At 69.1% G+C, this 15,178-nt stretch carries 15 protein-coding genes, 1 tRNA gene and 1 pseudogene; 8 read left to right on the top strand and 9 right to left on the bottom strand.

Annotated features, from left to right (window positions below; translation table 11 throughout):
- Window positions 1-190: 190 nt before the first annotated feature.
- The 5 genes from EXE41_RS05590 (at window position 191) to EXE41_RS20010 (ending at window position 5,612) form a co-directional block, all read left to right on the top strand.
- Window positions 191-1,993: a COG1361 S-layer family protein gene (locus EXE41_RS05590; protein ID WP_137690480.1), complete on the top strand. Its 1,803-nt coding sequence runs from the start codon at window positions 191-193 to the stop codon at window positions 1,991-1,993.
- Complete coding sequence (locus EXE41_RS05585) at window positions 1,994-4,600, top strand: RND family transporter (RefSeq protein ID WP_137690479.1); 2,607 nt, start codon at window positions 1,994-1,996, stop codon at window positions 4,598-4,600. It begins immediately after the preceding gene.
- A gap of 27 nt (window positions 4,601-4,627) precedes the next feature.
- A tRNA-Arg gene (locus EXE41_RS05580) sits at window positions 4,628-4,700 on the top strand.
- A 205-nt stretch (window positions 4,701-4,905) separates the two neighbouring features.
- Window positions 4,906-5,115: a hypothetical protein gene (locus EXE41_RS05575; RefSeq protein ID WP_137690478.1), complete on the top strand. Its 210-nt coding sequence runs from the start codon at window positions 4,906-4,908 to the stop codon at window positions 5,113-5,115.
- A 239-nt stretch (window positions 5,116-5,354) separates the two neighbouring features.
- Window positions 5,355-5,612 (top strand): hypothetical protein, encoded by a 258-nt coding sequence (locus EXE41_RS20010; RefSeq protein ID WP_137690477.1) that lies wholly within the window; start codon window positions 5,355-5,357, stop codon window positions 5,610-5,612.
- Window positions 5,613-5,701: 89 nt separating this feature from the next.
- Here EXE41_RS20010 and EXE41_RS05565 read toward each other — a convergent pair whose 3' ends face one another.
- Window positions 5,702-6,094 (bottom strand): archaellin/type IV pilin N-terminal domain-containing protein, encoded by a 393-nt coding sequence (locus EXE41_RS05565; RefSeq protein WP_137690476.1) that lies wholly within the window; start codon window positions 6,092-6,094, stop codon window positions 5,702-5,704.
- A 174-nt stretch (window positions 6,095-6,268) separates the two neighbouring features.
- Here EXE41_RS05565 and EXE41_RS05560 point away from each other — a divergent pair.
- Together EXE41_RS05560 and EXE41_RS05555 are read left to right on the top strand one after the other, a co-directional pair.
- Window positions 6,269-7,047, top strand: a pseudogene (locus EXE41_RS05560) (hypothetical protein).
- A 138-nt stretch (window positions 7,048-7,185) separates the two neighbouring features.
- Window positions 7,186-7,467 (top strand): hypothetical protein, encoded by a 282-nt coding sequence (locus EXE41_RS05555; protein ID WP_137690475.1) that lies wholly within the window; start codon window positions 7,186-7,188, stop codon window positions 7,465-7,467.
- Window positions 7,468-7,695: 228 nt separating this feature from the next.
- Here the strand turns inward: EXE41_RS05555 and EXE41_RS19025 are convergent, their stop codons facing one another.
- From EXE41_RS19025 to EXE41_RS05545, 3 genes are all read right to left on the bottom strand, one after another.
- The gene (locus tag EXE41_RS19025) at window positions 7,696-7,851 is read right to left on the bottom strand and encodes a hypothetical protein (RefSeq protein WP_155120046.1); all 156 of its coding nucleotides are present in this window, start codon (window positions 7,849-7,851) and stop codon (window positions 7,696-7,698) included.
- 118 nt (window positions 7,852-7,969) lie between these two features.
- Window positions 7,970-9,733 carry a phenylalanine--tRNA ligase subunit beta gene (gene pheT / locus EXE41_RS05550; protein WP_137690474.1) on the bottom strand — a complete coding sequence of 588 codons (1,764 nt, stop codon included), beginning with the start codon at window positions 9,731-9,733 and terminating at the stop codon, window positions 7,970-7,972.
- Window positions 9,733-11,265, bottom strand: a complete 1,533-nt coding sequence (locus tag EXE41_RS05545) for a phenylalanine--tRNA ligase subunit alpha (RefSeq protein ID WP_137690473.1) — start codon at window positions 11,263-11,265, stop codon at window positions 9,733-9,735. Before EXE41_RS05545 ends, pheT begins: the two co-directional genes overlap by 1 nt.
- 151 nt (window positions 11,266-11,416) lie before the next feature.
- Here EXE41_RS05545 and EXE41_RS05540 point away from each other — a divergent pair, with 151 nt between their 5' ends.
- Entirely contained in the window at window positions 11,417-11,716 is a 300-nt protein-coding gene (locus tag EXE41_RS05540) for a HalOD1 output domain-containing protein (protein WP_049932767.1), read from the top strand.
- Between the two features lie 27 nt (window positions 11,717-11,743).
- On the opposite strand, the gene EXE41_RS05535 is transcribed toward EXE41_RS05540, so the two are convergent.
- From EXE41_RS05535 to EXE41_RS05515, 5 genes are all read right to left on the bottom strand, one after another.
- Window positions 11,744-12,427 carry a peptidase gene (locus tag EXE41_RS05535; protein WP_137690472.1) on the bottom strand — a complete coding sequence of 228 codons (684 nt, stop codon included), beginning with the start codon at window positions 12,425-12,427 and terminating at the stop codon, window positions 11,744-11,746.
- An 82-nt stretch (window positions 12,428-12,509) separates the two neighbouring features.
- Window positions 12,510-13,160 (bottom strand): chromosome partitioning protein ParA, encoded by a 651-nt coding sequence (locus EXE41_RS05530; RefSeq protein WP_049932764.1) that lies wholly within the window; start codon window positions 13,158-13,160, stop codon window positions 12,510-12,512.
- Window positions 13,157-13,975: a hypothetical protein gene (locus EXE41_RS05525; protein WP_137690471.1), complete on the bottom strand. Its 819-nt coding sequence runs from the start codon at window positions 13,973-13,975 to the stop codon at window positions 13,157-13,159. The genes EXE41_RS05530 and EXE41_RS05525 overlap by 4 nt, the downstream gene beginning before the upstream one ends.
- A gap of 56 nt (window positions 13,976-14,031) precedes the next feature.
- Complete coding sequence (locus EXE41_RS05520) at window positions 14,032-14,835, bottom strand: hypothetical protein (RefSeq protein ID WP_137690470.1); 804 nt, start codon at window positions 14,833-14,835, stop codon at window positions 14,032-14,034.
- Window positions 14,832-15,170 (bottom strand): hypothetical protein, encoded by a 339-nt coding sequence (locus EXE41_RS05515; RefSeq protein WP_086215227.1) that lies wholly within the window; start codon window positions 15,168-15,170, stop codon window positions 14,832-14,834. Before EXE41_RS05515 ends, EXE41_RS05520 begins: the two co-directional genes overlap by 4 nt.
- Window positions 15,171-15,178: the final 8 nt, after the last annotated feature.

The following is a 15,178-nucleotide window of genomic DNA, read 5'->3' as shown; positions in this document are numbered from 1 at the left end:
ACGATCGCTTCTGCGCCTCTCGGCAGTTCGACAGCAACTGGCGTCAAACCGGTAGAATCCGGTGTGTCTCGAATTTCTGTCGCATCGACTACCGAGACCCGTCTGCGACACCTATACGGAAACAGATACGTTGTTGTCGCGGGTTCCCGAAGGGTATTACGTCGCAGCCTCCAATCCGGTGGTAACCAACATGAGTCGAATCCGGACGGTCGTCGTCCTGCTTCTCGTCGTGTCCCTCGTCGCGACCGGAGCGGTAGTCGCGCAGGAGGCCAACGACACGGTGCGCGGCGACCCCGACATCGAGGCGTTCGCGCCGGAGACCGCGTTCGTCCCCGGCGAGGAGTCCACCCTTCAGGTGAACCTGAACAACCGCGGCGACATCGACGAACAAGGCGCCGACGACCTCGAGAGCGAGGTCGTGACCGCCCACGAGACGACGGCGCGGATCCTCGCCGGCGACGAGGCGAACCGGGAGGTCCCCTTCGACGTGCGGACCGGCGAGCAGACGGTCGGCGACATCGCCCGCGGGGTCACCGGGCCGATCGAGTTCACGGTCGTCCCCGACGAGGACGCCGAGCCCGGCGTCTACCGCGTCCCGATCCGACTGGAGTACCGGAACGTCGAGAGCGCGGAGGTCGACGACGGCTCGACGGTCCGCGACGAGGAGATCACGTCCGAGACAGTGTACGTCTCCGTCGAGATCACCGACCGCGCGCAGTTCGCGGTCGTCGACGTCGACGGCGTCGTCCAGGCCGGCGACAACGGCATCGTCGAGGTGACGATGCGGAACGTGCGCAACGAGACCGCACACGAGGCCTCCGTCGCCGCGAACCCGATCGACCCCGACCTCACCTTCGCCACCGACGCGGGCACGACCGAGACGTACGTCGGCGCGTGGGCCCCGGGCGAGAACCGCACGTTCGCCTACCGGTTCGCCTCCGCGGGCGAGGCGACCGCCCGGTCGTCGACGCTGGAGTTCGAGGTCTACTACCGCGACGCCGAGCGCGCAGACGCGGCCGCCCGGACGGTCCGGACGGGCGTGACGCCGCTGCCCCCCCAGTCGTTCGTCGCCGAGGCCGTCAACAGCACGCTGCGCGTCGGCGAGGACGGCTCGTTCACCGTCGAGGTGCGCAACCGCGGCCCCCGCGAGATCGAGAACGCGGTCGTCGTGTTCAGCAATCAGGCACCCGCCCCCGAGGGCGTGGGACAGGACACGGTCCAGACGGACCAGAACATCGTGCCGCGCTCCACTCGCGACACGGTCGGCGACCTCGCGGTCGGCGAGACGGCGACCGCCACGTTCGACGCCGGCCTCCGGACGGACGCGAATCCGGGTCCCCGGACCGTCAACGTGGCCGTCCGCTACCGCGGGATCGGCACCGACGAGGGCGTGAGCGCGAGGCGGACGGACGACGGGGGCATCTCGCTCGTGTCGACCGGATCGGCCGGCGACGTGGTCACCTCCGACGCGCTCGACGCCGTCGTCGACGTCGCGCCCGAGGCGGACGTGTTCGCGGTGTCGCCGGCGGAGCCGAACGCCACCGACCCCTCGGCGGTCACGCCGGGGTCGACCGTCCAGTACCACGCTGTCGTCCGCAACACCGGTCCGGAGCCGATCTCGAACGTCCAGGCGAAACTGTTCGTCGACTCGCCGCTCTCGTCGTCCGACGACGAGGCGTTCGTCACCTCGCTCGACCCGGGCGAGGCGACGACGGTCACCTTCGAGGTCGAGGTCGACGGCGGGGCCACGCCGAAGACGTACGCGGCCGCGGTCGACTTCCGATACGACGACGCGGACGGCGACGAACAGCTCTCCGACACCTACCGGCTCCCGGTCGAGGTCGTCACCGCCGACGACAGCGGGGCACTCTCCTCGCCGCTGGGGATCGTCGCCCTGCTCGGCGTCCTCGCGGTCGGCGGCGTGGTCGTCTGGCAGCGCGGTCGGGTGAGCGGAGCGATCTCACGGCTCCGCGGTCGACTCCGCTCCCGATAGATGGACCCGGTCACCCGACTGTTCGGCGCGATCACCGATCGGGTCATCGAGCAGCCGCGCCGGGTCGTGATCGCCTGCCTCGTCGTGACCACCCTGTTCGCGCCCGGCATGGCGCTGTTGGAGGCGAGCGCGGGCAGCGACCAGTTCACCGACGGGATCGAGGAGTCGGACGCGCTCGACCGCGTGAACGAGCAGTTCGAGCCCGCCTTCGGTGGCGACGACCCGACGACGCAGCTGATCCAGCGCGACACCAACGTGCTCGACCGCCGCGGGCTCCTCGACATGTTGGCGACCGCCGAACGGCTCGACGAGCGCGACAGCCTGCGGGTAACCAGCTTCTCCGCGCCGGCGATGGACGTCGCGGCCGAACTCGACGAGGACGCCGACACCCCGGAAGCGGCTCGCGACGCAATCGAGCGCGCCAGCGACGGGCAGATCGAGGACGCGGTGGCCGCCGCCGCGCGGGACCCCGGCTTCGCGACGCTCCTCTCGGACGACTTCAACAAGGAGTCCGGAACGGCCTCGGCGTCGCTCGGCGTCGTCAACCACGGGTTCCCGGCGTCGGCCGACACGCAGGCGATCCAGTCCGAGGCGCAGACGGTCGCCGAGGAGGCCCCGGGCGACATCACCGCGTTCGGGAGCGGCATCGTCGACGACGAGTTCCAGCGCGTCATCTTCGACTCGCTCGGCATCGTCGTGCCCGCGGCGCTCGCGGTGATACTCGGCCTGCTGGCGTACGCCTACCGCGACCCGTTCGACTTCGTCCTCGGCGGGATCGCGCTGCTGATGACCGTCGTCTGGACGTTCGGCTTCACCGGCTACGCGGGGATCGCCTTCTCGGAGGTGCTGATCGCGGTGCCAGTCCTCCTCCTCGCGATCGGGATCGACTTCGGGATCCACACGGTGAACCGCTACCGCGAGGACCGCGCGGCGGGCGCGCCCCCGGAGACGGCGATGCGCGGCGCGCTCGGTCAGCTCGTGGTCGCTTACTCGATCATCGCCGGGACGACGATCATCGGCTTCCTCGCGAACCTCACGAGCTCGCTGCCGCCGCTCCGCGAGTTCGGCCTCGTCGCCGGGCTGGGGATCTGTTTCACCCTCGTCATCTTCGTCGGCTTCCTGCCGGCGGCGAAGCTGCTCCTCGACCGCTGGCGCGCCGAGCGCTCGCTGCCCGAGTTCGGCTCGCGCCCGCTCGGCTCCGAGGACTCCGCGCTCGGTCGGCTCCTCCCGCGGCTCTCGGGGATCTCGCGGCCCGCGCCCGCCGTCTTCCTCGTCGTCGTCCTGCTGATCACGGCCGGCGCCGCGGGCTACGGCGCCGGCGTCGATACGACGTTCGAGGACGACGACTTCCTGCCGCCGAGCGAGGAGCCGGCGTACGTCGACTACCTCCCCGGCCCGCTCCAGCCGGGCGAGTACACCGCCACGGAGACGATCAACTTCCTCTCCGACAACTTCGCCACGAGCGAGGACGACACCGTCACGATCTACGTCGAGCGGCGCATGACCAGCGACGCCGCCCTCCGCAGCCTGGCGCGCGCCGAGCGCGACCCGCCCGACACGTTCGTCACGGTCGACGGCCGGGCCAGCACCGACAGTGTCCAGGGCGCGATCGACGCGTACGCCTCGGAAGACCCCGAGTTCGAACAGCTCGTCGAGGAGTCGTCGCTCGACGACGGTCGTCCCAACCGCAACCTCGACCGGATCTACGCGGAGCTGCGCGACTCGCCGTACGACGACTTCACCGGCGAGTACCTCGCGGACGACGACCGTTCGACGCGGATCGTGTACGCCGTCGAGTCCGACGCCAGCGACGCCGAGATCGCCGCCGACGCCCGCCGCGTCGCCGACCGTTACCGCGGCGACACGATCGCGACCGGCCAGATCGTCGTCTTTCAGGCGGTCGCCGACACGATATTCGACTCCGCGATCGTCTCGCTCGCGGCCGCGCTCGGGCTCTCCGCGGTGTTCCTCGTCATCCTCTTCTGGCTGCTGCTCGGCAGCCCGACGCTCGGGCTGGTCACGCTCATGCCCGTGACGGTCGCGGTCGCGACGCTCACCGCCACGATGCGGCTCGGCGGGATCCCGTTCAACGCGATCACCGCGACGATCCTTGCGATCACCATCGGGCTCGGCGTCGACTACACCGTCCACGTCGCGCACCGCTTCCACGACGAGTACGCGCGCGGCGGCGACGTCGACGCCGCGGTGATCACCACGCTCCGCGGGACGGGCGGCGCGCTCACGGGCACGTGGGCGACGACCGCGCTCGGGACCGGGGTCCTCGTGTTGGCGATCACCCCCGTCTTGGGGCAGTTCGGCCTCCTCACCGCCGCCAGCATCACGCTCGCCTACTTCGCGTCGCTGATCGTGTTGCCCCCGGCGCTCGTCGCCTGGGTCGCCGTCGTCGAGCGCCGCCCCGGACTGCTGTTCGTCGGCCGCCTGTTCGACGCCGCGGGCGCGATCGACGGCGAGAGCGACACGACCGACCGAGCCCGAACCGACGGCGGCGCGTCCGCCGGTGGCGCCGCCGCCGACTCTCCGGGCGAAGCGTTCGAGTGGCAGACTGACCCGCGGGCCTCGGACGACGATCCGAGTCAGAAGCGTTAAACGCTCGCCGCGGATACCGGCTCGTGAGGGCGCGTAGCTCAGCGGACAGAGCACTTGGTTCCGGACCAAGATGCCGCGGGTTCAAATCCCGTCGCGCCCGTGTCGCTACATTACGTTTCTGAAACACAAGACGGCGTGGACTTTTTATAAAGAACCCTACCGTCCCCCGGATCAAGTCCGTAATGTAACATCACGGGGGTCGCTCCTGTCTGGTGATTTCGAGTCAACCACCGGGTGGTAGCTAAATAATCTATTGGTGTCACCTTGAGGTATCCTTAATTGAACCACCGTGCCCCCGAGAGTCGATGGGATTCAAAAGTCTCGTCGACCGCGACGGTAGCGGAACCGTGACGATCGACAAACAGCACCTCGAACTCGACGGATTAGTCGCCGAGGACAGCTCGACCAAGGAGGCCGACGCTCACACGCAGCGCGTCGGCGAGCGCGCGTACCTAGTGCGCTTCCCGGAAGATGGTGAAGTACCGACGCTGCTCGAACTCGTGGGGCGGGCATGAAAACCGCTGGAGAGGGGATCTCGGACCGACTCCGTGGGGTCGGACGTGGATGTATTCACGATCAGCGATTTACATACCTCAGTCGATGCGATCGGCGCGTGAGGTACATAGAAATCGGCCGGGTTACGGTCGACGGTCGGCGCGATTGTGGCCGATCTGACGGTGCCACTTCAATATGGACCGTTTCAGCCACTCCAGAACGACGGGATCGTGACCCCCGTACATACGATGTGATATAAATGGGCCGTCGAACTAGTCTCAAGCCCACCGACAGGCGCGAACGGCAAATTGAAAAGGTGAGCGAGATCGTGGCGGGGGGTCCAGACGACGACCCACCGATGAGCGTGGTGATTGACGCCGCGCTTGCGCATCTTATTCAGTCTGAGACGAACATTTGCGAATCACACGACGAACTAGATCCGGCGACTATCCAGAAATTCAATACTGATGTGCTTGGACTGCGGTATCGGACAGAGGTTCAAAGCCGGTTGCGGTGAAATAATCTTAAACGATCCCAACCACAAGAACGTATCTGGTTGATTCAGTCACTTCCTCAAAAATACGCAAAACCGATAGGGTTGAGTGATTACCCTTCGACGATGAATGAACGGACAACTGACGATTCTTCGTTCGGCCCAACCGCGACTACATTATACCTTCTATCCTCACTGAGCGTGTTGCTGATAGTGATACTGGTTCCGGTAGTACTCAGGTTTCCGACGACTGAGCCATTGCTGGAATCCACGATATCAACCCTCTCGGCCGTGCCTGTATTGGTGAGAGTCACGGTGACTTCTGTCGTATTGTCGCCATCGATCGTGACGCCGGCAGTAGCGGATCCACCGATTTGGTCACCGAGTCCGAGTACGAATGTTCCGATAACAGCGGCCAGGATGACGGTAATAGCGACCATCAGTATGACCCCGATTACGGGACTCACACCACGATCGTCTTCGTTGAATAGTTTACCTAGTTTCATGGTTGAACCCAGCAGGGTCCGAAGAGTGCGGTCCCGGAATAATTACGGGCCGCGTCTGTCGGGTCGCTGGCTACCGTAAAATAGGCAAATCCTACATAAATACTTGCTGGCCTGCCTCTCAGTCGTGAAAATTGGTTCGGCACGTTCAAGCCCTAAGTGTCCATTACTCAAGATATGAAACCCACGGCACAAGCCCTTGCCCGGACGTACAGTGACCAGGAGTACCCGGATCCGTGGGAGAAGGTCCTCGACTATCGACGTGTACAGGAATACGCTGCCGAACATCCGAACCACGGCCGCACCTGCGTCGGAAAAGCTCTCGATCTCTCCCCCCCAGCCGTGTACGTGGATGGATTAGCAATGGAATGCCCGACTCGGTCCGCGGAATCCAGACTGGGATCGACCACGGGTGGCTCGACCCCGACCCCGAAGGCGAGACCGCCGCCGCTCTCGTCGAATTGCTCGCGCATGTCCTCGCTGGCGGCAGTATCACGAATCAGACGTACGTCCCGTCGGTGACCACGGGCCGACGCGTCGATCTCGACGACGTTCAGGCAGTCTTCGATCGGATTGGAGTTGAGTCGGTCGTTCGTCGGGCTAACGACAGTGGACGTGCGACTGAAGTACTACCGGAGCCGGACAGGTCGGTTCTCAGTCGGTGCCTCGTCACCATGGGTGCGCCGGCGGGTGAGAAAGTGGATCTCGACGAGTTCCCGCCAGTCGTGTGGGACGTTCCAACAGCCGCTCGCGAGTCGTTCGCTCGGATTTATGTCAACCACCGCGCACGGGAGTACTCGGAGAAACGCACGCTGGTAGTACAAGAAAAACGGTCGCAGACGTACCTTGAGGGACTGAGCGAGTTTCTGACAGACGTGACCGGCGAGTCAGTCACGGTGAGCGGTCACAACGTGACGATCTCGGCGGACGCGGCCCGTACGCTTTGTCTCGCGTAGCTACTCGAGCTTGCCGGGGTCGATTTCGCCCGCGAGATACGCCTGACCGCGGTCGGTGATATGGTAGTACCGTGAGTTCGTTCAACTGGTGACGCCGATCGGCCCCTACGACCGAGATCTCGACGGTGGGCCGGGCGAATGAGCGACGACTTGGGACACGCCAGCCGGATCGCCGGACAGCTCGCGATGTACGACGACGGAGAAAACGAGGAAGCGATCCGACGGTGTAACTCCGAGAGCTTCTCCGGGCACGACTTCGAGGTGTTCGGCTACACGGTCGATGGCAATGTAACAGTCGCATTCTTGGGTGATTTTGAGGAGGGTGTCCCGCCGAGAGAGCTTGCGAAGCACTGTGAGGAGAACGGCATTACGTGCTACAGGTACGGGTATTCAGAGCTAGATTTCCCAACACAGAACTGATCCCGTCATCGACCGCGTCGAGGGATCATTCCCCCGCGTCGGCGTGCTCCCTGCCGAGAAGCGGTGGGAGGGGGGGGCGCCCCGATCACCGCCTTCCGTTTCGATCCTACTGACCACTCTGCGCGCGTCGCTCTCGCGGGCACGCATCTTGTCGGGGGCACTGCGCGTCGCTCTCGCTGGCGAGCGTCCCCCCGGCGTCACCGCGCGCCGCCGACCCGGTGCTCGGGCCTACTGCGCGGCCGAGCGACTCTCGTCCGAAGCCTCGGGCGATCGCGTCCGAACCGCGTCCCACCCGCCGATACAGGCCTCACACAGGTAGTACGCGAACCCGTCGACGTCCCGGTGCGTGAGCGTGGCGTCGACGCCGCATCTCTCGCAGTCCATGCTCGAGAACTGCGCTAAGGGGAATATATGTCTTCTGCTCCAGCCACTCTCCGTGATAATCCGTGATAGAACCGACCGAACGGAAAGTCCGGCGTCGGTACGTGATCCGGTCGAGAGTCTACCGCAGCGCGTCGAGGTCGAACTCGAAGGCGGCGACCGGCACCTCCAAATCGTGCTCGACGAGTACCGCGGGATGGATCTCACCGATCACGCCGACGCGTTCACCGTCGATCACGACCGCGGCGGCGCGGCCATCGATGAACGTCGGATGCTCGACTCGGGGTGTCGCTAGGTCGGCGTCGAAGTCGTCGCACAGCGCCTGAAGCCGGCCTTTCGCGGCCTCATAGGAGGCGTCGCGCCGGGCGACCGCGCCGGCGACGTGCCGCGACTCGGCGACGTTCGTGTCCGCGTCGTCGTCGCGCTCGGCGACGAAGCCGACCTCGGCGACGTCCTGCGGGTAGGCGTTGTGGGTGTTCCGCTCCAACAGCATGACGAGCGACGGGAGGGCCCACGTTCGGAGCTGGGTGTACTCCTCGCTGTACGGCTCGGTGATCTCGACGGGGGAGCCGCCGCCGAATACCCCGTCGCCGTCTCCGACCGCGGCGCCGCCCGTGCCCGGTTCGATCCGCATCCGGTCGTAGTTCTCGGTCCCGCTCGTCATGTGGAAGTTCAGCAGATCCTCGAAGCCCAGCCCGACGAGACTCGTACGGACCGCGTCCTCCAGCCGGGAGCGCTCGTGGCGCCCGCCGACGGTGCCCACGTCGGGGTAGCGCGGCGTCAGGTTGTCGAAGCCGTACGCGCGCCCCACGTCGTCGACGAGGTCGAGGGGGTGGAGCACGTCGACGCGGTACGGCGGGATCTCCACCTCGTAGCGGACGTCCTCGCCGAGCGTGTACGAGGCGTCCAGTCCGGCGCGCTCGAAGCAGTCGACGACCTCCTCGGGCTCGAAGTCGACGCCGAGCAGCGTCTCGATCCGCTCGTGCGACACCGTCTTCTCATCGACGTCGAGGTTCGGCCGGACGAGCTCCGCGCCGTACTCGCTCGGGTGCGTCGCGCCGTCGGCGTAGTTCACCTCGACCTCCTCGATCGTCGCGCCGCGGGCCGACAGGGCGTAACAGATGATGTTACACATCCGGTCGATAGTCCACTGGTCGGTGCCCGTGAGCTCGACGAGCAGCTCGCGGGACCCCGTCGTCACCTCGGTGCGCTTCCCGTTGATCACCGGCGGGAACGAGAACAGGCCGAGCTCGTCGTAGATCGCCGGGTAGCGATCGAGGTCCGTGACGAGTTCGGCGTACGTCTCGCCCGTGGCGTGCTCCTCCAGCACCGCGGCCGGGCTCAGCTCGTCGTTCGCGTCGAGGGGGACGAACGTGTCGCCCTCGGGGTCGACGCCGCGGTAGGTGATCGACGGTTCTGCGCCCTCCTGGAGCGGCGCGCCCTTCACCATCGCGAGGTCGTGGATGCCGATGGCGCCCTTCGCGCGCCCCCGTCCCATCGTCGCGTGGAGCTTCTCTTGGAGCTGGATCAGCGACTCCAGCGCCGCCTCGTCGAGGTCGAGGCCGCGGACCACCGCGCCGGTGACGTACAGGCGCTCGTCGGGCACCGACTCGTCGACCTCGATCCTCCACTCGGGGTCGTTCGTGTTCGGCACGTAGACGCCTCGCGCGTCGCCGTAGTGGTAGCGCAGCGAGCGGGCGACCCCCTCGACGGAGAGGCGGTCGAGCCGGTCGGGCGCGAACTCGAACTGGTACATGCCGTCGTCGGTCTCGCCTTCGAACTCCAGGCCGAGCCCGAACAGGTCCGCCTTCAGCTCCTCGTCGTCCTTCTCCTCGTGACCGGTGAGCTCGCGGAGCTCGTCCGGGTCGACGTCGACGACGGGCATCAGTAGCTCACCTCCGCGTCCCGCAGGAACTCGATGTCCGCGAGCGTCCCGTGGAGGTCGCGGATGTCCTCCGCGCCGGTGGTGAGCATCGCGAGCCGCTCTAAGGCGAGCCCCCACGCCATCACGTCGCAGTCGACGCCGAGGGGACCGGTGACCTCTTCCCGGAACACGCCGGAGTTGCCGATCTCGATCTCCTCGCCCGTCTCCGGGTGTTCCCCGAACAGCTCGAAGGAGGGTTCGGTGTACGGGTTGTAGTGCGGCTTGAACCGGATGTCCGTGATCCCGAACTGCCGGTAGAACTCCTCGAAGGTGCCCATCAGGTCGCGCACCGAGAGGTCCTCGGCCATCACCCACCCCTCGATCTGGAAGAACTCCAGGAGGTGCGTCGGGTCGAGGGTGTCGTTGCGGTACACCTTCTCGACCGAGAAGTAGCGCTGCGGCGGCTCCAGCTCCGCGCCGGCAACCCCGGAGAGGTATCGCATCGACAGCGACGTGGTGTGTCCGCGGAGGGCGACCTCGCGGGCGAACTCCTCCGACCACGGCGAGTGGTAGCCGTCGCCGTCGTCGCCCCACCCGTCGCGGTGGGCCGACTCGACGCGGGCCATCAGTTCGTCCGAAATCGACTCCATGCGGTCCACGTCGAGCGCGAACCGGTCCCAGTGGGTCCGGGCAGGGTGGTCCTGCGGCATGAACAGGCAGTCGTTGATCCAGAAGTCGGCGTCGGCGTGCGGGCCCTCCATCTCTTGGAACCCCATGCCGACGAGGACGTCCTTCACGCGGTCGGCGGTCCGACGGAGGACGTGCTTGCGACCGCCGCGGGCCGTCTCCGCCTCCGCCTCGACGTTGTACGCGGCGAACTCGGCGTCCCGCCACTCGCCGCTGGCGAGGAGCTCAGGCGTGAGCGCCCCGACCGTCTCGGCCGCCTCCACGCCGGTCATCAGCGCGTCGACGCCCTCGTCTGTGAGCCGGACCGTCCGCGTGACGGACTCGCCGACCGCGATCAGCCCGCGCGAGTCGAGCCGATCGATCACGGCCTCGTCAACGTCGAGGGCGTCCCCGTCGAGACTCTCCCCGTCGGCGTCGGCCTCCGCGAGCGCCGCGAGCGCCGTCGCCTCGGCGTCGTCGGGATCGGCGTCGGGGTCGACCGAGAGCTCGCCGCCGTCGACGGTCCCGTACCCCTTCCGCGCGAAGTTCGCGAGCGCGATGTCGACCTCCGGACCGTCCAACGCCGCCTCACCGATGACTGCGCCCATCGAGACCGAGTCGGCGTCGGCCCCCGCGTCGCGGCCGGCGCGGTAGAGCCGCGTCTCGGGTAGCCCCTCGTCGACGTAGCGCCGCCCCTCGTCGGTGAGCGCGAGCGTCCGGTCGGTCACCGAACCGACCTCGACGAGCCCCTCGTCGGCGAGGTCGAAGGCCGCGCCGGCCACCGTCTCCGGCTTCAGGTCGGTCTCCGCGGCTATCTCTGCCACCGTTCGTTCGTCCGTCGCGCTCGCGGCCTCGAGGACCGCGAGCTGTCGTTCCGGGAGTCGCATTCGAGTTGTCTCTACACGCGTGCGGCTGGTTGGTAACGGTTCCGGGACCGAGACGCGCCCGGCTCCCGGTTCAGAGACTCTGTCGCGGGCAAGGCATCATATATGATAAATTGAACGACTGATTTATGTGTGATATCCGCCTCTAAGGGGTATGAGCAGCGTAACGGCCGAATCGAGCGGCTCCGGTTCGGTTCCGGAGCGGGCCCGCGTCCGTCACGGGGGTAGCGGTCCCAGTCCCAGTCTCGCCGTCGTCGAAGCGATAGCTGATCTCGCCGGCGTCGATCCGGCGGACCTCCCCGAGGAGGGCGTGGTACTGTACGAACACGTCGACCCCGACGCGCTGAACTCGCTCGTCGCCGGGCGGTCCGACGCCGACGTCTCCCTCACCGTCGCGGGTTACGACGTCCGCGTCGGCCCCGACTCCGCCGTCGCTCAGCGCTCGGGGAACTGACCCCGGCCGCCTCGGTCCCTTCACTCGTTACTCCGCGTCGGCAGCCCGCTCGCGGAGCCGCGCGACCCGATCCCCGAGCGGGGGCTGTACCTCGAACCACGTCGACCAGTCGCCGGTCTCCGGCTCGACGCCGCGGCGCTCCGCGACGCGCTCGAACGCGTCGGCGACGCGGTCGGCGCCGACCGCGTCCGCGGCGCGGGCGTCCGCCGCGTACTGGACCCGCCGACCGGCCCAGAAAGAAACGAGCCCCACGGCGACGAGCGCGGCGAACCCGGACTCGAAGGGGACGAGGGTCGTGACGACCGCGGCCAGCGCCCCGAGCACGGCGCCGACGGCGACGGCGCGGAACTCGGCGTAGTACGTCGTCACGCGGCCGGCCTCCGCCGCGAACAGCCCGACCGCGGCGTCCTCGTCGAGGTCGGTCAACACGTCTTCGGTGAGGAACAGCACCCGTCTACGGGGCGGTCCCCGGACCAACACCTCGGCGGGACCGTCGGCTGCGGCGCCGTCTCCGCCCGCGCCGTCGACGGCTTCGATCGCGACGCGCTCGACGGCGAGTCCGCCCGGTTCCGCCAGCGCCACGATCTGCGCTCGCTCCGCGTCCGTCGGTTCCCGCAGGTCGCGGAACCGGTCGGCCGCGTACAGGGGCCCCACGGCGACCGCGAGCGCGGCGACGACCGCGACGCCGACGACGAACGCGACTCCGAGCATCGTCCTCGCTGAGGGCACGCCCGAGGTAAAAAGGCCCGATGTCGCGCCGCGCCCGTCGCGACGGCGGCGCCCCCTCCGGCGTTCACTCCGGAACGCGTCGCGCGAGCGCCCGGACCGCCGCGGCGGCCTCGCTCTCGGGCGCGGCGGTCGTGACCGGCCGCTCCGTCGCCACCGAGCGGCCGACGCGGGGGTCGGCCGGGACGACCTCCGCGGGCGCCCCGAGCGCGTCGCCGATCGGGTCGACCGGCGGCGGCTCGGTCACGCGGTTGACCGCGCAGCCGACCAACCCGGCGTCGAGTTCTCGGGCCAGCTCTCGCGTCCGGATCGCGTCGGCGAGCGCGAACGCGCGCGGCGAGACGACGAGGAGGCAGGCGTCCGCGACCGCGAGCGGCACGCCGGCGTCGGCGCGGCGTCCGGCGGGACAGTCGACGACGACCGTCCCGAACTCGCGCTCGACCGCGGCGACCGCCTCCGCCAACCGCGTCAGGTCGGCCGCCCGAGCGCCCGCCAGCGTCCGCCCGCACGGGACGATGTCGACCGGGCCGGGACGGAGCGCCTCCGTCGGGGCCGCCGCGCCGGCGAGCACGTCGTGGAGGTCGGGGCCGCGGCCGTCGGGCAGGTCCGCCATCCCGAGGTCCGCGTCGACGACGACGGCGTCGAGCGCGGCGGCGACGTTGTACGCGAGCGTCGTCTTCCCCACGCCGCCTTTCCCGCCCGCAACCGCGAGGATCACGCCAGCGCCTCCAGCGCCTCGACCGGGATTTCGCTCTCCTCGGCGCGGTCCGCCAGCGCCGCGGCACGGTCGCGGACCGCCCGCAGCCGCTCGGCGTCGGCCGCGACGCGCTCGTCGAGCGCTCCGACCCCGTCGAGGCCGTCGACCTCCTCGACGACCGTCGTCGCCGCCGCGAGGTCGGCGTCGGTCAGGCGCTCCGCCCGCTCGATCCGCGCCTCGACGGCCGCGAACCACGCGTCGACGCCGCCACCGGCCGCACTTCCCCGCGGTGACTCGGCCGTAGCCGACTGGTCCGGGTCGCGCTCGACTCGCGCCGCGACTCTCTCCGCGTTGCCGTCGACCTCGGCATCCTCCCGGCCCGGCAAGTGCCCGTCCGAACCGGAGGCCCCCGCGTCGCCGCCCGCGTCCGGGGTCCCGTGGCGCCCTTCCGCTCCGTCCACGGCGGCGCGCGGCGGCCGATACGATTCGAGGTCCCGGACCGCCGCCCGTGCGAGGTCGGTCCCGCCTGCGGCCGTCTCGTGCGCCTCGTCGGCGTCCGACGACACGGGCTCGACGTTCGCGATCTCGACCGGCGGGTCGACGGGGTCGGCGAGCGCGGCGAACCCGAACGCCGCGCGCTCGCCCGGGTCGAGTACCGCGGTCACACCCGCTGCGTCCCACCCGGCTTCGGGGACGCCGCCGCGCCGCGGCGGGAGCAGCGGACCGTTCAGCCGGCTCTCCATCCGAACACGCCGCGGGACCGCCCCGTCGTTGCGCACCCGAAAACCGACGAGCGACGTGTCCCCCTCGCGGTCGACGGACCAGTCGAGTTCCATGCGCCGGGTCCCGCGGAATCGTATTTAACGCTCAGGCGAACCCGCCCCCGTCGGGTTCAGCGCCCGTCGCGCGCGCCTCGAAAGCGAACATCGGCCGTCCGAAGGAGCGACCGCGGGCTCCGCTCCGACTCCTCGATCCGCCGCGCCGCGCTGCCGCGCAGCTCGACCGGTCCGTTGAGCGCCGCGGTCCTGACGGCCGCGAGCGACGCCGCGACCGGGTCTCCGTCGTACGCGCCCGGTCCCGTCCCGGCCGCGCTCGGATCGCCGCTCGGAACGACCGCGAGCGCGCGTCGGAACTCGGGATACATCGCCTCGGCGAGTTCGCGGCGCGCGACGCCGCGCCGGTTTCGGAGCCGGTCGCGGAGCCGCAGTCGACGCCGACGCTCGTCCCGGGCGCGGGCGGCTTCGGCTCTCGCGCGTTCGAGCGCCTGCTCGGCGGCGATCGCCTCCGTCTGCGCGGCCGACAGCTCCGCGGCCGCCGCCTCCAAGTCGTCGAGCGTTTCGTCCGTCTCGGCGTCGACCGCGCGGCGCGCTCGCGCGTCGCCCCGCAGCGCCGCGACCCGCTCTTTCAGCCGCTCGATCTCTCCGGTCGCCTCGGCGACCCGCCGCCGCGCCGCCGTCAGGTCGACCGGTTCGACCTCGATCCCCGCGAGCTCCGCCTCGATGTCCGCGATCTCTCCCGCGACGGACGCGGTCCGCCCCCGCGAGCGCGCGGCCGCCGCGAGCTGTCGCCGGAGCCCGGCGTCGGTGGGGAGTCGTCCGAGAACCTCGCCCGGAGCGGGACACCCCCTGACGGCGTTCGACCCGTCCTCGCTGTCCTCTCGGTTCGACCCCGACTGCGTCGACCTCGCCCCGGTCACAGCTCTCTGCCGCGCATCGCGTCCGGGTCCGGGTGGTCCGTCCCCGCCGCGAAGGCGGCGTACGGCGTCGACTTCGCGGACCGGTCGGCGTAGGCCGCGGCCGCCTCTCGGACCGCGTCGTCGACGGCGACGAACTCGTTGAACGGCTCGGTGCGCTCTATCTGTACGTCCCCGCCGTGCGACTCCCGCAGCCGCAGCGCGAGGAACGCCGCGTACTCCGTCTCGTCGAGCAGCGCGGCGCGACCGAACCGCCGCGCGACGACCGACTCGTGGCGACGACAGAGGTTTCGGAGGCCGGTCCTGGCGGCCGCCGAGTACGTCACGACCAGCAGCACGCCCGCCG

This window comes from Halorubrum sp. SD690R (assembly GCF_005435035.1).
Taxonomy (GTDB): domain Archaea; phylum Halobacteriota; class Halobacteria; order Halobacteriales; family Haloferacaceae; genus Halorubrum; species Halorubrum ezzemoulense.
Note: the sequence above shows the minus strand (reverse complement) of the source record. Positions and strands in the feature narration are given on the sequence as shown.

Excerpts from the sequence above, each read along its gene's own strand:
- EXE41_RS05590 (WP_137690480.1), top strand. The coding sequence starts at position 191 with ATGAGTCGAATCCGGACGGTCGTCGTCCTGCTTCTCGTCGTGTCCCTC.
- pheT (WP_137690474.1), bottom strand. The coding sequence starts at position 9,733 with ATGCCCGTCGTCGACGTCGACCCGGACGAGCTCCGCGAGCTCACCGGT.
- EXE41_RS05545 (WP_137690473.1), bottom strand. The coding sequence starts at position 11,265 with ATGCGACTCCCGGAACGACAGCTCGCGGTCCTCGAGGCCGCGAGCGCG.
- EXE41_RS05540 (WP_049932767.1), top strand. The coding sequence starts at position 11,417 with ATGAGCAGCGTAACGGCCGAATCGAGCGGCTCCGGTTCGGTTCCGGAG.
- EXE41_RS05525 (WP_137690471.1), bottom strand. The coding sequence starts at position 13,975 with ATGGAACTCGACTGGTCCGTCGACCGCGAGGGGGACACGTCGCTCGTC.
- EXE41_RS05555 (WP_137690475.1), top strand. The coding sequence starts at position 7,186 with ATGAGCGACGACTTGGGACACGCCAGCCGGATCGCCGGACAGCTCGCG.
- EXE41_RS05535 (WP_137690472.1), bottom strand. The coding sequence starts at position 12,427 with ATGCTCGGAGTCGCGTTCGTCGTCGGCGTCGCGGTCGTCGCCGCGCTC.
- EXE41_RS20010 (WP_137690477.1), top strand. The coding sequence starts at position 5,355 with ATGGGCCGTCGAACTAGTCTCAAGCCCACCGACAGGCGCGAACGGCAA.
- EXE41_RS05585 (WP_137690479.1), top strand. The coding sequence starts at position 1,994 with ATGGACCCGGTCACCCGACTGTTCGGCGCGATCACCGATCGGGTCATC.
- EXE41_RS19025 (WP_155120046.1), bottom strand. The coding sequence starts at position 7,851 with ATGGACTGCGAGAGATGCGGCGTCGACGCCACGCTCACGCACCGGGAC.
- EXE41_RS05565 (WP_137690476.1), bottom strand. The coding sequence starts at position 6,094 with ATGAAACTAGGTAAACTATTCAACGAAGACGATCGTGGTGTGAGTCCC.
- EXE41_RS05575 (WP_137690478.1), top strand. The coding sequence starts at position 4,906 with ATGGGATTCAAAAGTCTCGTCGACCGCGACGGTAGCGGAACCGTGACG.